General features: G+C 73.9%; 11 protein-coding genes. All 11 read right to left on the minus strand.

Annotated elements, in window-relative coordinates:
• Positions 1–32: 32 nt before the first annotated feature.
• On the minus strand, positions 33–1,145 hold the full coding sequence (locus ACE1OC_RS26685) for an FHA domain-containing protein (protein ID WP_407839144.1): 1,113 nt from the start codon (positions 1,143–1,145) through the stop codon (positions 33–35).
• 124 nt (positions 1,146–1,269) lie between these two features.
• Entirely contained in the window at positions 1,270–2,595 is a 1,326-nt protein-coding gene (locus tag ACE1OC_RS26690) for a vWA domain-containing protein (RefSeq protein WP_407839145.1), read from the minus strand.
• A 26-nt stretch (positions 2,596–2,621) separates the two neighbouring features.
• Positions 2,622–4,124 (minus strand): PP2C family protein-serine/threonine phosphatase, encoded by a 1,503-nt coding sequence (locus tag ACE1OC_RS26695; RefSeq protein WP_407839146.1) that lies wholly within the window; start codon positions 4,122–4,124, stop codon positions 2,622–2,624.
• A gap of 144 nt (positions 4,125–4,268) precedes the next feature.
• The gene (locus ACE1OC_RS26700; RefSeq protein ID WP_407841688.1) at positions 4,269–7,007 is read right to left on the minus strand and encodes a serine/threonine-protein kinase; all 2,739 of its coding nucleotides are present in this window, start codon (positions 7,005–7,007) and stop codon (positions 4,269–4,271) included.
• A gap of 5 nt (positions 7,008–7,012) precedes the next feature.
• Positions 7,013–8,320, minus strand: coding sequence for a hypothetical protein (locus ACE1OC_RS26705; protein WP_407841689.1), 1,308 nt, complete (start codon positions 8,318–8,320; stop codon positions 7,013–7,015).
• Positions 8,321–8,406: 86 nt separating this feature from the next.
• Positions 8,407–9,342, minus strand: a complete 936-nt coding sequence (locus ACE1OC_RS26710; RefSeq protein WP_407841690.1) for a glutamate ABC transporter substrate-binding protein — start codon at positions 9,340–9,342, stop codon at positions 8,407–8,409.
• 203 nt (positions 9,343–9,545) lie between these two features.
• Positions 9,546–10,949, minus strand: a complete 1,404-nt coding sequence (locus ACE1OC_RS26715; RefSeq protein WP_407839147.1) for a hypothetical protein — start codon at positions 10,947–10,949, stop codon at positions 9,546–9,548.
• Positions 10,950–11,173: 224 nt separating this feature from the next.
• On the minus strand, positions 11,174–12,199 hold the full coding sequence (locus tag ACE1OC_RS26720; RefSeq protein WP_407839148.1) for an N-acetylglucosamine kinase: 1,026 nt from the start codon (positions 12,197–12,199) through the stop codon (positions 11,174–11,176).
• Positions 12,190–13,455 (minus strand): 6-phospho-beta-glucosidase, encoded by a 1,266-nt coding sequence (locus tag ACE1OC_RS26725; RefSeq protein WP_407839149.1) that lies wholly within the window; start codon positions 13,453–13,455, stop codon positions 12,190–12,192. Before ACE1OC_RS26725 ends, ACE1OC_RS26720 begins: the two co-directional genes overlap by 10 nt.
• Positions 13,456–13,460: 5 nt before the next feature.
• Positions 13,461–14,378 carry a carbohydrate ABC transporter permease gene (locus tag ACE1OC_RS26730; RefSeq protein WP_407839150.1) on the minus strand — a complete coding sequence of 306 codons (918 nt, stop codon included), beginning with the start codon at positions 14,376–14,378 and terminating at the stop codon, positions 13,461–13,463.
• 5 nt (positions 14,379–14,383) lie between these two features.
• Positions 14,384–15,334 (minus strand): carbohydrate ABC transporter permease, encoded by a 951-nt coding sequence (locus tag ACE1OC_RS26735; protein ID WP_407839151.1) that lies wholly within the window; start codon positions 15,332–15,334, stop codon positions 14,384–14,386.
• Between the last annotated feature and the right edge of the window lie 3 nt (positions 15,335–15,337).

The raw sequence follows: 15,337 nt of genomic DNA on the forward strand, positions 1-15,337 counted from the left end.
CACCGGGGGCCTTCGTCGCGTTTCGAGAAACCTCAGCCGCGCCGGACGGTGATCGTCGTCCAGGCGCCGACGTGGACGCGGTCGCCGTCGGCGAGCGGAACCGGCACGTAAGGCTGGATCGACTCCTCGCCGCCGTTGATCGTGGTGCCGTTGGTGGAGTTCTGGTCCACCACGGCCCAGCTGCCGTCCGGCTGCTGGACGAGCACCGCGTGCTGGTGCGAGACGCCCGGGTCCTCCGGGGGCACCGAGAGGTCGATGTCGGGGGACTCGCCCGTCGAGGCGCGGCGGCGGCCGATGGTGATCTGGCCGCCGGCGAGCGGCAGGTGCTGCTCGGGGGAGTACGCGGGCAGGTCGAGCCCGGCCGCCTCGGGGCCGCTGCGCTGCATCATCGCCATGAAGTACGTGCGGTCCGGACCGATGGTCGCGGTCCAGGCCCCGCCGCCCTGGGGCTGGTAGGGCTGCTGCTGGTAGGGCGGGTGGGCCTGCGGCGCCTGCTGCTGCTGCTGCGGCTGCTGGTGGTGCGGGGGCGGCTGGGGCGGCTGGTACTGCCCGGTCCGGGAGGGCTGCTGCAAGTACGGCGGCGGAGGCTGCTGTGCCTGCGGCGGCTGGTGCTGCTGCTGAGGCTGCGGTGCCTGGTGCTGCTGAGGCGCCTGGTGCTGCGGCTGCTGGTGCTGCTGCGGGGGCGGCGGCTGCTGCTGGTACGGGGGCTGCTGGAAGTCCTGGCGCGCCGGAGGCGGCAGCATCCAGTCGTCCTCGCGCTGCAGCGGCTCGGCCGGGCGGTTGACCCGGGAGGGCCGCGAGCCCTGGTAGTCGAAGTGGTCCTGGGAGTACGCCGGCGGGGCCGCGGGCGCGCCCGGGGAAGGGGGCTGCGGCGGCGGGGGCATGTCCGGGGAGAGCGGTGCGTACGAGGTCGCCGTACGGGTCAGGAAGTTGTACCGGCACTCCTCGCAGAACGGGGCCATGGCCTCGCGCGGGGTCCGGCACTGCGGGCAGAGCTCGGCCTGTGCCGTCGGCTCGCCGGTCGGAGGGTAGCCGTAGCCGTAGGAGGGCGCCCCGGGGGTGCCCGTAGGGGCGGCCATGCGGTGGCCGCAGACCTCGCACCAGTCGTCGGAGGCGGACTGGTGCCCGTTCGGGCAGGTCGGCATCGCGGCGCTTCCTCCTTCTTCCTGCGTCAACGAGGCAGGGTCTGCTTCTGCTGCTTCTTCTGTGCGGCTGATCGGCGGCTGATCGGCGTCTGGTTCGCGGCTGATCAGAGCGTCAAGCTTTACGTCAAGATTTTCGCACTCGAACGGTTTGAGTGGAACGCGTTTCTAGTGTCATCTCGTCCGCGTCGGCGACCTTTGCCTTCAGTCGCACAGTACCCGCCGCCGCATCGACGACATCCACCACCTTCGCGAGCAGCTTCGCGGTGTCGGCGTTGCCCGAGGAGCTCGCCAGCTGCACGGCCCGGCCGAGCTTGGCCGTGGCGCCGCCGACGTCCCCCAGTTTGCGGGCCTCCAGACCCTGCTGGATGGCCTGCGCGAGCTCCGCCTGTCCGGTGTAGTGGGCCACCTGGGGGTTGATCGCGGTGGACGCGGCGAGATCGTCCGTCCAGACGGCGCGGACCAGGCCCTGGGCGAGAACGGCCGGGTCCTCGCCGGGAGCCCCCGGCATGACGAGGGCGGCGCGGGCGGCGAGCATCTCCTGGCCGACGGCCGCGCCCGGGACCCGTACGCACACGTGGTACTCGCGGGACTCGTCGCCCCAGGAACCCGTCGGATAGTCCCCGGCCCGCGGGGACGCCTCCGTGCGGCGGCCGGTCAGGTCCTGCACGGCGGGGGCGACCTGCTTGACGTACAGGATCTCCGCGCCGACCGGGGTCCACAGGCGCAGTGAGACGTCCGCCACTTCCTTGCCCATGACCTTTTCCATCATGTGCGTGAAGTCGGCGCTCAGCCGGGCCGGATCGGCCACGATGTCGGCCGTGCCGAGCAGCGCGCTCGCGATGCCGGTGACCTCCTTGACCTCCCAGTCGGTTCCCACGCCGCGGGCGTCACAGGTGAAACGGCCCGCGCAGGCGTCGAGCGTGGCCCGGAGCACGGCCGGGTCCTCGTGCTCGTTGCGGCCGTCGGTGAGCAGGATCCCGTGCCGGATCGCCGCCGTGGACCCGCGCAGCAGGCCGTCGGCGAGGCGCAGCCAGGTGCCGATGGCGGTGCCGCCGCCGGAGGAGAGGCCGCGCAGGGCCTCCTTGGCCTGGGCGCGGGTCGTCGCGTCGGCGATGGCGAGGTGGCCCCGGCGGGGAAACACCTCCCTGGCCACGTGGGTACCGGCGATCACGGCGAAGGCGGTGCCGTCGCGGAGGGTGTCGACGGCGGCGGCCGTCGCCTCGCGCGCACCGCGCATCTTGTCGGGCGGGTACTCCATGGAGCCGGAACAGTCGACCATGATCACCACGGCGGCGCCGCCCGGGGCGACGGCCGTCCGGGTGGCCGTGGCTCCGCCGGTGGAGGTGACCGTGACGATCGCGTGGACGTCGCGGGCGCCCTCGGCGAGGAACTCGTTCTGGTACACCTCCACGCTGAAGCGGGGGGCGCTCGGCTTGGCGAAGTTCGCCATCGGTCGCTACTCCTCGAGGACGGGGATCAGCCCTGGGGCTGCGGGGCGGCGGTGCCTACGGCGCCGGCGGGCGGGGTGGCCGGGGTCGCCGCGAAGGGGACGACGGCCACGGTGACGTTGTCGTGCCCGCCGCCGTCGAGGGCGTGCCCCACCAGGACCTGCGCACTGTGCAGGGGGCGGACGGCGGCGTCCTGCGGGAGGACCTGGGCCATGTCGCGCGCGGACTCGGCGTAGTTCCACAGCCCGTCGGTGCAGACCACGACCACGCCGTCGTGGTCGGGCTTGAAGGTGGCGGTGTGCGGTTCCAGCTCGTACGCATCGGCCCCGAGCCAGCCGGTGATGGCGTGCGCGCGGACGTCGGCGTAGGCCTCGGCCTCGCCCATCAGGCCCGCCGCGACCATCTGGGCGGCCCAGGAGTCGTCCTCCGTGAGGCGGCGGGGCAGGGCGGCGCGGTCGTCGGGGACCCAGTACGCACGGCTGTCGCCGACCCAGCCGATGGTCAGCAGGCCGCGGCTGACCACGGCGCCGACCAGGGTGCAGGCGGGGGCGTTCTGGGCGCCCGGCACCTCGGGGGCGAGGGCGTTCACGGCGGCGGCCGCCGCCAGGATCGCCTCGTGCATGGCCTCCTGGGGGTGGGCGCCGCGGGGGAGGGCGTCGAGCAGCGCCTCGTTGGCGGCTCCGGCGGCCGCCGCGGAGGCCTCGTCGGGGCGGCTGGCGGAGGAGACGCCGTCGCAGACGATGGCCACGGTGGCGGCGGAGCCGTCGGGCAGCGCGGTCGCCGCGACGGCGAAGGAGTCCTCGTTGCGGTGGTGGCGCAGCCCGCGGTCACTGACGGCGGCAACGCTCCCGAGCTCCTCTTCGAGGTGGTCCCGCTCCCGGGGCTGCGCGTGGCCGCAGTGCTCGCAGTACCCGTCGGTGTCCACCCGCCCGGCCCGGCAGGCCACACAGGTCTTCCCCCCGCCGTCCCCCTGCGGGGCGGGCCCCTGCTCGGCGGGGCCGCCACCGTACGGGGCTTCGCCGCCGGGGTGCTGCCCCGGCTGGGCGGGGTGGTCGTAGTGGGAGGCGTGCTCGCCGGGGCCCGGGGTGCCGTACGCGTCGTGCCCGCCGTGCGCGGCTCCGCCCGCGGAACCCGTGCCCTGCGTGCTCGCTCCGTAGGGGGCGGTGTCCGCGGGGTGCCGGCCCTGAGGGGGCGCACCGTACGGGCTCTCCGGGGCCGGAGGCGTGCCGTGGGGGTCGCCCAGGGGTCCGGGGTCGGACCAGCCGGTGGAGCCCGACACCAGGGTGGGGGCCGCGGTGGAGACGCTGCCCCAGCCGGGGGCGGCCTCGCCGGCGTACCCGGGGGCCGCCGGTTCGGCGTAGCCGCCGGAGTACTGGGGTGCGAGGTCCTCGTCGGACGACGGGAGCCCGCGCGCGGCCGGGATCCCACCGGCCGGGGTGGTACCCGTGTGAGCGGCCGCAGCCTGATCCGCCGCCGGGGTCGCCGGGGTCGCGCCCGGCGGGAACGCAGGCGCGGCCGGGGTCGTGCCCATCGGTGGGGTCGTTCGTTGCGGGGGGCCGGGCTCCGTGGGGGCCGAGGTGGTGAGGGCGTAGCCGCAGAGGCCGCAGAAACGGTCACCCTCCTCCAGCGGTTCCGCGCAGCTGGGGCAGCCCGACAGCCGATGCATCGACATCAATCACACCCACGTCCGGGGACGGAAACGGTTTGCCCGCTCCACCAGTTCGATCCTCTCCTCGCCCCGCTGCGCCAGCCGAGCCAGCACGCGGAACGAGCGCTCCAGGCCGAAGCGCAGCCCCCGCTCGTCCAGTTGGCAGCCGAGGAGCGAGGCAGGGCCGGGGTCGGAACCCCGGCTACCCGACAGTACCCAGTCCAGCGCCGAGCCCAGAACTTCCGCCCTGAGCCGCTCGTGGCGCACCGAGTCCAGGCCGAACCGTCCCAGGGCTTCCACCTGCGCCGCGGCCGCCGTCAGATCGGGAAGCAGCGCCTCCTGGGGAGACCGGTCGCGCAGGCGTGCCCGTACGGCCGCCACCCGCGCGGCGGTGTGGTGGATCGAGGCCTCCGGTACGGATTCCAGCGTGCGCACGGCTCCGGCCCGGTCCCCGGTGGCCAGTTGCACCCGGGCCAGCCCGAACGCCGCCCCGACGAACCCCGGATCCGTGGCCCACACCAGCCGGTAGTACTCGGCGGCGTTGTCCAGCTGCCCCAGCACCTCCGCGCACAGCCCCAGCGCCAGCTTCGGCGCCGGTTCGCCGGGGAAGGCGTCGTAGACGGCGTCGAAGGACAGGGCCGCCGTCTCGTCCTCCCCGACGGCCAGCGAGGAGATGCCGCGGGCCCACACCACGCGCCAGTCGTCGGGGTGCTGCGCCTCCAGCCGGGCCAGCGCGTCGGCGACGAGCGGCGCGTCGGCGCCGCCCAGTTCGAGCCGGGCCCGCAGCTCCCGCAGCCGCAGCTCCGCGGACTCGGCGGGCGCCGAGCCGAGCGCGGTCAGCAGGTCGGCCGGCGCGGAGGCCAGCAGACCCGCCAGGAAACCTGCGTTGGGGTCCCCGGCGTCGACCAGCGGCACGGGCAGCGCCAGCGCGGCCTCGCGGGTGTCCAGCGTGGACGGCTCGGGCCGCCGCGCGGCGGTGATCCCGACGGGCGGCAGCGGTGCGGTCGTCGGCGCCGGCCGCGGGGCCGGTACGCCGGGACCGGCGGCCCGGTGCGTCGCCGTGGTGACCAGCCCGGTCGTGCCGTACCCCGTGATCGGCGAAGTCGAAGGAGGCGCGGCCGGAGCCCCCGCGGACACGGCGGCGCCGGGAGACGGGGTGGGAACGGGCACGGGCGCGGGGACGGCGGCCGGAGCCGGGGCCCGGCCCGCCCGCCGCCGCTTCACGGGCCGCTCGCCCAGCCGGGACACGTGGCCGCCGGACGTGTCGTCGATGAACAGCCGGTCGTCCGGCACCCGCAGCTCGGGGCCGAAGAGGGTGGAGACCTGCGGCCTCGGGCGGCCCGTCTGGAGCGCGACGACCTCCCGCAGCACCCCCGTCAGCTGGTCCGCCATCTCCTGGGCGGACGCGAACCGCCGTCCGGGATCCGGGTCGGTGGCCCGTACCAGCAGCCGGTAGAAGGACTCGTACCGCCCGAACACCTCGATGTGCTCGGGGTCCGGCAGGGAGTCCACGAACACGTTCGTGTAGCCCTGGAAGTCGAAAGTCAGCACGGCCAGCGTGCGCGCCACCGTGTACAGGTCGGAGGCGACCGACGGGCCGACCTCCGCCACCTCCGGCGCCTGGTAGCCGACGGTGCCGTAGATGGCCGACTCCTCGTCGTCCATCCGCCGGACCGCGCCCATGTCGATCAACTTCAGCTGGTCGGCCTGCTGGATGGCGTTGTCGACCTTGAAGTCGCAGTAGAGGAGGTTCCTCGTGTGCAGGTGGCCGAGCGCCTCCAGCGCCTCGATGCCGTACGCGCACGCCTGCTCCACCGGCAGCGGGTCCCGGCGGCCGTCCGGCCTGCGCCGCTCGTTGGCGATCTCCTTGAGGGATTTGCCGCCGACGTACTCCATGACGATGTACCCGTCCAGCGAACCGGTCCGCTGGTCCAGGTGCTCCACGAAGTTGTAGATCCGCACGATGTTGGAGTGCTCGATCTCCGCGAGGAAGCGCCGCTCCGAGATCGCGGCCGCCATCGCGTCCTGGTCCCCGGTGTCCAGCAGGCCCTTGAGCACCACCCACCGGTCCGACACGGCCCGGTCCACCGCGAGGTAGACCCAGCCCAGCCCGCCGTGCGCGAGGCAGCCCGCGACCTCGTACTGGCCGTGGACGAGGTCGCCCGCGCGCAGCTTGGGCACGAAGGAGTACGGGTGCCCGCACTTGGTACAGAAACCTTCCGTCCGGCCCGGCCGCTCCCCGCGGGCCCGCCCCACCGGCGCACCGCAGTCCGAACGCGAGCAGAACCGCTTGCGCTCCGGGACCTCCGGGTTCTCCAGCACCGCCGCCGAAGGATCCGGACGAGGCACCTCCGGTACGTTGACCAGCCCGGCGCCCAGGCGGCTGCGGCCCGAACCCGCGGCGGCCGAACCCGAACTGCGCACCGACACCGAACGGGTGGACGCGGCCCCGGAGAGGGCGCGCGAGAGCCGTCCCGACACGGAGCGCCGGGAGGAAGACGATCGCGAGGAGCGGGAAGCCCGCGAGGAGGAGGACGAGGACCGCCCGGACCCGTGCGAGCCCTGGGACCCGTGCGAGCCCTGTGACCACTCGGAGTCCCCGTGGCGGGCGGCGCTCGTCATCGCCGTCGGTACCGACACCAGCTCCTCGGCGCCCGCCGCGACGGCGCCGGCCGGCGCCAGCCCGCAGGTGCCGCAGTAGACCTCGCCGCCGCCCATGTCCTCGTACGTCCCCGGGCAGCCGGGGCGCATGCACGCCGTTCCGATCAGACTCACGCGTCCCCCTCCCTCGGCCCGTCGGGCCACTCGCGCACCGGTCGGTGCCCCTGTTGATCCTGCTGGTCCTGCTGGGCCTGCTGCGGTGACGGCAGCGCCTCGGCCGTGGCCCACTGGTAGCGCAGCACCGCCTGCTCGGCGGCCCGCAGATCGCAGGGAGCGCTCCACAGCATCCGCCGGGCGGTGTCGTACCGCTCCATCAGCAGCGGATCCTCCGCCATGCCGAGCCGGGCCACCTTCGCCCGGTAGGCGTCGAGCCGTCCGCGCAGCTCCGCGCGCACGGCCAGCGGAGCCGTCACCGCGGTCAACGATTCGCGGGCCCGGCGCAATTCCTCCTCGGCCCGCTCCTCCAAGGACTCCAGCAGCGGCGACAGCCGGTGCCACTGGGCCCGGCGCCGGTACTCGGCCGCCGCCGAGAGCTGCTCCTGCAGCACCGTCGGCGGGCCGCTCACCGCGGGCACCTCGGACGCCGCGATCTTCGCCAGCACCTCGCCGCGGGCCACCCGGGCCTCCGCCAGGGTCCGGTCGGCCCGCGAGAGCACGTCCCGCAGCCCGATCAGCCGCTGCTCGGCGTCCTGCCGGACGGTCAGTACCGCCTCGACCTCCCGGCGTACGTCCTCCAGGGCGCGCGCGGCCCGGTCGTAGCGCCCGGTGTCCGGACGGCCGCCACCCGGCGCGGAACTCCCGGCGACCGCGCACCAGAACGCCAGCGGGTCCTCGATCACCCGGGCCCGCAGGTCCGCCAGCTCGGCCGTGATGGCCTCCAGGTCGTCCCCCGAGGGATGTTCCCCCGGCCGGACCCCCACCGAGTGGGCGAGGGCGCGGGTGCGGTGCAGTTCGGCGGCGAGGAGGTCGATCCGGGCGGGCAGCGCCGACCAGACGGAGTCCGCGGCGACCACCACGTCCAGGGAGCTCGCGTACAGCTCGTTCATGCGGGACACCAGCTCGGCGAGGGAGAACCGCTCCGCGAGCGGGGCCCCCTCCACCGCGGCACCGGAGATCAGCACCCCGGGCCCGCGCAGCCGGTCCGTCAGCTCGACCAGGTCCTCGCGGCTCGGCCAGCGCCGCCGCTCGCGGATCTCCCGGGCGGCGCCCAGCGCCCCGCTGTAGGCGTCGAAGTACCGCCACAGCCGGGTGATGGCCGCATCGGCCTCGGCCCACCGCTCCTTGGTGACCCCGGTCAGCCCGGCGCCCTCCAGGAGCCGTCGGCCGGAGTGGTCCTGGAGCGCGAGCAGCGAGGTCTCGACGGCCTCGTGCTCCGCACCCAGCCGGGCCAGCGCACGGTCCACGCCGTCCCGGTCCATCACCGCCGGCTGCGCCCCCAAAGGATGTGCCTCCACCGATCCCGCCTCCGGTCTTGTGACATCGGGCTCAGAATCCGACACCGGCCTCAGTCCCGGTACTTGGGAACGGGCGGGCCGCCCACGCCGGGCAGCACGGGCTCCAGGTGGTCCCTGTAGGCCTTCATCCAGGGGCTGTTGCCGCCGCCCGCGCGGTAGTCCTCCAGCACCTTGTTGACCCGGCGCACCAGGTCGCCGGCGTCCTTGTTCATGGCCACCCCGTAGAACTCCTTGGTGAACGGGGAGCCCACCAGTGCGACCGACGGGTCCTGCGCGGCCTGGCCGGCGGCGAGGGCGTTGTCCGTGATGATGCCGTCCACCTCGCCCAGCTGCAGCCGGACCAGACAGTCGAGCTGGTTGGACACGCTGACCGGGACGGCGCCGTAGGACTGGGCGGCCAGTGCCGACTCGGCCGTGGAGCCTGCCGCCGTGCAGATGCGGCGGCCCTTCAGCGAAGCGTCGTAACCGGTGATCGTCGAACCCTTGGGGGCCAGCACCTGCTGCCCGGCCTCGAAGTACGCCGTCGAGAAGGCGACTTCCTCCAGCCGCTTGCAGTTGACGGTCATCGTGCGCACGACGATGTCGACGGTGCCGTCCTTGAGCGCGGAGATGCGCTGGCTGGTGGGGATGGCCCGGTAGATGACCTTGCCGTCCTCGCCGAAGATGTCCTTCGCTATGGCCTTGACCAGGGCGATGTCGAAGCCGTCGAGCTCCCCGGCCGGGTTGCGGTAGCCCCATTTGAAGCTGTTCTGGTCCACGCCCGCGACGAGGTGGCCCGCCGCGCGGATCCGCTGGATCGCGGAGCCGTCCAGCCCGTTGGGGCGCAGGCTCGCCTCCGGGTTCTCACAGGTGTCCGCCGGTGTCTGCGGAGCGACGGCCATCCTGGCCGGCTCGCGCACCAGCGAGGAGGCTCCCGAGCCTCCCGGGGCCGCCTGGGCCAGGGGCAGCAGCACGGCCGCCGCCGTCAGCGCGCAGGCCGCGGCCATCGCACCGACCCCGCCCCAGCCGCGCAGCCGGCCCGTCAGCCGCCGCAGGCCGCGTACGTCCCGGACCTCGGCGGCGCCCTCCGCGGGCTCCGCCGTGCCTTCCCCGGAGGCCACGATGGCCTCCGGGGCCAGCGCAGGAGTCGTGGTGCCCCCGGACCCCTCGGAACCCTCGCCCGCGCGCTTCACCCGTCCCGGCATCGCTCTCACCTGTACTCCGAAAGCCTGCGCCCGATGCCGAGCAGGGCGGCCACCGCGCCGACGACCGCCAGGGCCGCCGTTCCCGTCACCAAACCGTCGAGCGCCCCGAGCCCGTCCCGCGCCGCCCGGGTGAACTCGCGCTGCTCGTGCAGCACGGCCTCCTCCAGCGAGGCGTCCACCGTGTCGAAGGCGGTGCCCGTGGGCTTCGGGTGGTCCTTGTCGCCGATGACCTGCCCGACGGCGCCCTGGTAGTCGCCCGTCAAGTCGGTCTGCCGGGCCGCCGCGTGCAGCCCCTTCCACTGCCGCACGCCTTCGGCGGCGCGGGCCACGGGATCGCGGCCGGCCGTGTCGTCGGCCAGCTTCGCCGCCGTCGCCAGGCCCGCGTCCAGGTCCTTCATGTCGTTCGAGAAGTCCACGTCGTACTTGTCGGACTTCTTGTCCTCGGCCAGGACGGCTCCGCGCGACACCAGGGTGAGGTTCTCGTTGGCCCGCGCCTGGAGCGAGGCGATCCGCGCGTCGTTGAGCACCTTGAGCGACTCCTGCCCGTCCGTGCGGGCCTCGCTCAGCCCCGACCGGGCGACCGTGTGCCCCGCGGCCAGCCACAGCAGCAGCACCAGCGAGGCGGTGGTCGCCGCGACGAGCCCGTGGTTGAAGACGCGGTTCGTCCGCCGGTAGTTGCGCCGCTGGGCCCAGAGCAGGGCGGCGAGGGCGAGCAGACCGGCCCCGAGCGAGGCCAGGGGCAGCGCGCGGGCCTCGTCGTAGTCCGTGTAGAGCCGGCCGGTCTCCGCCTCGTACAGCCGCTGCGCGGCGGGCAGCAGCTGGGTGCTCATCTGCTCGTTCGCGTACCGGAGGTAGGCGCCGCCGAGCGGCAGGCCCTGCTTGTTGGTGGCCCGGGCCTGCTCGATCAGGCCGGCGTAGCGGGGGAGCTGCTCGCTCAGCAGGGTGATCTGCTTGCGGGAGTCGTCGCCGGCCGTGGTGCTGGCGGCCGCGTTCACCAGCAGCCGGGACGCGTTGGCTATGTCCTTCTCGTACCGGCTGCGGACCTCGCGGGGCTCGTTGCCGCCCGCGAGGAAACCGCTGGAGGAGGCGGTGTCGGCGTCCGCGAGGGAGCGGTAGATGCTGGCCGCGTCGGCGCTCAGCGGCTGACTGCGGCCCACGACGTCGTCGGCCGCGGTGACCCGGCCGGAGATCTCCCAGACGGCCACCGCGCCGAACAGCAGGACCAGTGCGGCCAGGGCCGCGCCGACGATCCGCAGCCGGCCGGGCTCGGTGGTGGCGGCCGCGCGCAGCCGCTCCACGCCCTCCGCCCAGGCGGTGCCCCGCCGGGGCAGCCCGTCGGGCGGCGGCGCCGGCGGCCCGGAGGGCGCCGAGACGCCGCCGGGCGCGGGCGCGCGTGATGTGATGGCCACCCTGACCTCCCCCTCGGTCCTTCGTGCTTCGCAGCAGTATGGCCTTAGTGGCGGTCCTCCACAGCACCCGGTCCGGGATCAGGCACGATCCGCCCCGATCCGTCCCCGGTCCTGCCCCGGCCGGTCCCCCCGTCCGCTCCACCCCTTCACCGTCAGTACGCCCAGGGGGCCGTGATGGTTCCGGTGCGGGCGCGGTTCATCCGAAACGGTTCAACCGAAGCGGTTCATCCGAAATGGGCGCGCAGCTTCCCGTAGGCCTCGGGCCCGGCCCCCAGCGCGTCCAGACCCAGCAGGCCCGCGCCCAGCACCGGCGCGGCCGTCACCACCGAGACCCGGGCGTGCGGGGCCCGTTCGGCCAGCAGGGCCTCCACGCGGCCGTTCAGCCGCGGGTGCCGGGCGGCCAGGACGCTGCCGCCCAGCAGGACGGGCGCCTCCTCGGCCAGCAGCCCGAGCCGCTCCAGCGCCACCGAGGCCAGGGCCACGACCTCCTCGGCCTGCCGCTCGACGAGGGCCGCGGCGACCGGATCGCCGGCCGCGGCCACATCGAACAGCACCGGCACCAACTCGTGCATCCGTACGGGCTCGACGATGCCCAGGTGCAGCGCCTCGATCAGCGCGTGCATGGAATCCCGCGCGAAGTGCCGCGGCAGGGCCGTCGCGAGCTCGGTGGGACCGCCGCGCCCGTCCTCGGCGCGCGCCGCCCACCACATGGCCTCGGCGGCCAGTCCGCCGCCGCCGCCCCAGTCACCGGAGATCTGCCCGAGGGCCGGGAACCGGGCGGTGCGCCCGTCGGGCAGCATGCCCACGCAGTTGATGCCCGCTCCGCACACCACCGCGACCCCGCGCGGGCCCCCGGCGTTCTCGCCGAGGCCGGCCCGCAGGATCGCGAAGGTGTCGTTGCGGACCTCGGTGGCCGTGCCCCAGCCCCGCGCGTCGATCGCCTGCGCGAGCAGGGCCTCCTCCACCGGGAGGTCCGCGTTGGCCAGACAGGCCGAAACCCGGACGGCGTACGGGGCTCCGGCCGCGGGCTCCGGCAGCCCGGCGGCCGCGGCCGCCTCGGCGACGGCCCGCCCGACGACGTCCACCGCCGCCTCGACCCCGACGCGCGGGGGCTGGAAGCCGCCCGCGCGTCCGGTGCCGAGGACGCGGCCGTCCGCGGCGATCAGCGCCACGTCCGTCTTGCTGTTGCCCGCGTCGACGGCGAGGACCGCCGCGGCCGAGGGCGGGGGAACGGGCCGGCTCACGCCCATGCCAGGTGCTCCTTGTTGTGCGCGAGGAGCCGGTCCGTCAGCCCCTCGGCGAGGTCGAACTGGCCCACCAGCGGGTGCGCCAGCAGCGCCTTGAAGACCCGCTCGCGGCCGCCCCGCAGCGCCGCGTCCAGCGCGAGGTCCTCGTACGCCGTGACGTGGGCGATGAGCCCCGAGTACAGCGGGTCCAGCCGCGGTACGGCCAGCGGCGACGGCCCGGTGCGGTCCACACGCGCCTGCACCTCGACGACCGCGTCGTCGGGCAGGAACGGCAGGATGCCGTTGTTCAGCGTGTTGACCACCTGCACGGCGCTCCCGCCGTCGCCCAGCAGGGCCGCGGCCAGGTCCACCGCCGCCTCCGAGTAGAAGGCGCCGCCCCGCTTGGCGAGCAGTTCCGGCTTCTCGTCCAGCGCGGGATCCCCGTACAGGCCGAGCAGTTCCTTCTCCATCGCGGCGACCTCGGCGGCCCGCGAGGGCTTGGTGCCGAGCTCCCGGACCACCTCGTCGTGGGCGTAGAAGTAGCGCAGGTAGTACGAGGGGACCACGCCGAGCCGGTCCAGCACCGCACGCGGCAGCCGCAGGTCCGCGGCGATGGCGTCGCCGTGCCGGGCGATGAGCTGCGGCAGCAGGTTCTCGCCCTCCGGGCCGCCCTTGCGCACCCCCAACTCCCAGGTGAGGTGGTTGAGGCCCACGTGGTCGAGGTGGATGTCGGCCGGCGTCAGGTCCAGCATCGCGGCGAACCTGCGCTGGAAGCCGATGGCCACGTTGCACAGCCCGACCGCCTTGTGCCCGGCCTGCAGCAGGGCGCGGGTGACGATCCCGACCGGGTTGGTGAAGTCGATGATCCACGCGTCCGGGTTGGAGCGCCGGACCCGCTCGGCGATGTCGAGGACCACCGGGACCGTGCGCAGCGCCTTGGCGAGACCGCCGGCCCCGGTGGTCTCCTGGCCCACGCAGCCGCACTCCAGCGGCCAGGTCTCGTCCTGGAGCCGGGCCGCCTGCCCGCCGATGCGCAGCTGGATCAGGACCGCGTCCGCGTCCGCGACGCCCGCGTCGAGGTCGGAGGTGGTGGTGATCAGGCCCGGGTGCCCCTGCTTGGCGAAGATCCGCCGCGCCAGGCCGCCGATCAGCTCCAGTCGCTCGGCGGCCGGGTCGATCAGCACCAGCTCGCTGATGGGCAGGGTGTCGCGCAGTCGGGCGAACCCGTCGATCAGCTCGGGGGTATAGGTGGAACCGCCGCCCACCACTGCGAGTTTCATCGTCACTAGCCTTTCACTCCGGTCAGGGTGACGCCTTCGACGAACGCCTTCTGGGCGAAGAAGAAGAGGACGATCACCGGGGCCATGACCAGCACGGTCGCCGCCATGGTCAGGTTCCAGTTGGTGTGGTGCGCGCCCTTGAAGGACTCCAGTCCGTAACTGAGCGTCCAGGCGGCCGGGTTGTCCGAGGCGTAGATCTGCGGGCCGAAGTAGTCGTTCCAGGCGCAGAAGAACTGGAACAGCGCCACGGCCGCGATCCCGGGCTTCGCCATCGGCAGGACCACGCGCAGCATGGTGCGCAGTTCGCCGCAGCCGTCGACCCTCGCCGCGTCCAGGTACTCGTCGGGGATCGTCAGCAGGAACTGGCGCAGCAGGAAGATGGAGAAGGCATCACCGAAGGCCATCGGGATGATCAGCGGCCACAGGGTGCCGGAGAGGTCCAGCTGCTGGGCCCAGAAGAGGTACATCGGGATGACGACCACCTGGGGCGGCAGCATCATCATGGCGATCACCAGCAGCAGCGACAGCCGCCGGCCGCGGAAGCGGAACTTGGCGAGCGCGTAGGCGACCGGCACCGAGGAGACCACGGTCAGGAGGGTGCCGAGGCCCGCGTACATCAGGGTGTTGCGCCACCAGGTCAGGAAGCCGGGGGTGTCCCACACCTTCGCGTAGTTGCCCCACTCCCAGGTGCGCGGCCACAGGTCGCGGGTCAGCGCCTGCTGGTCGCTCATCACCGAGGTCAGGAAGAGGAACACGAAGGGGAGGACGAAGAAGAGCGCCGCCGCGACGCCCAGGGAGTGCACGGCCACCCAGTGCAGGGCGGCCTTGCGGCGGGCGGTGCGCACGACCCGGGCCGAGTCCGGGGTGCCGGGCGCGGCGGGACGCGGGCTCGGCCGCGCGCCGCGGGTGATGGTCTGGCTCATGATCCTCAGTCACCTGCCTCGATCAGCCCGCCGCGCCGCCGCATGAGCAGCGCGGTGAAGGCCATGGAGAGGGCGAACAGCACCAGGGCGACCACGCAGGCGGTGCCGTAGTCGAAGCGCTGGAAGCCGACGTTGTAGATGACCTGGGGCAGGGTCAGGGTGGACTTGTCGGGGTACCCGGGCTCGAACTGCTGGCCCGAGCCGCCCATCACGCCGGACGCCACCTTCCCCGCCACCAGGGGCTGCGTGTAGAACTGCATCGCCTGGATGACCCCGGTGACTACCGCGAACAGGATGATCGGCGAGATGTTCGGCAGGGTGATGTGGCGGAAGCGCGCCAGCGCCCCGGCCCCGTCCAGCTCGGCGGCCTCGTACTGCTCGCGCGGTACGTCGAGCAGCGCGGCCATGAAGATGACCATCAGGTCGCCGATCCCCCACACCGCGAGCGCGGTCAGTGCCGGCTTGGACCAGGCGGGGTCCGTGAACCAGCCGGGTCCGGACACTCCGACGGCGTCCAGCAGGGTGTTCACCGGGCCGGTGCCCGGGTTGAGCAGGAAGACGAAGGCGAGGGTCGCCGCGACCGGAGGGGCCAGGTAGGGCAGGTAGAACAGGGTGCGGAAGACGCCCGTGCCCAGTTTGATCTTGGTGATGAGCAGGCCGATGCCGAGGCCGAAGGCGACCCGGCAGGCGACCATGATCACGACCAGCCACAGGGTGTTGCGCATCGCCGGCCAGAACATCGGGAGGTCGGAGAAGACGTAGGTCCAGTTGTCCAGCCCGTTGAAGACGGGCGGGCGGAAGCCGTCGTACTTGGTGAAGGAGAAGTAGACGGTGGAGACGAGCGGGTAGGCGAAGAAGACGCTGAACCCGATCAGCCAGGGCGACATGAAGGCCGCCGTGCGCAGCGTCGACCTGCGGCGCCTGGCGCGTAGTTCGGGGGAGAGGGTGCCGGCCATCGG

Origin of the sequence: Streptomyces stoeckheimensis (assembly GCF_045822005.1) — a bacterium.
In the GTDB taxonomy this organism is placed as follows: Bacteria; Actinomycetota; Actinomycetes; order Streptomycetales; family Streptomycetaceae; genus Streptomyces; species Streptomyces stoeckheimensis.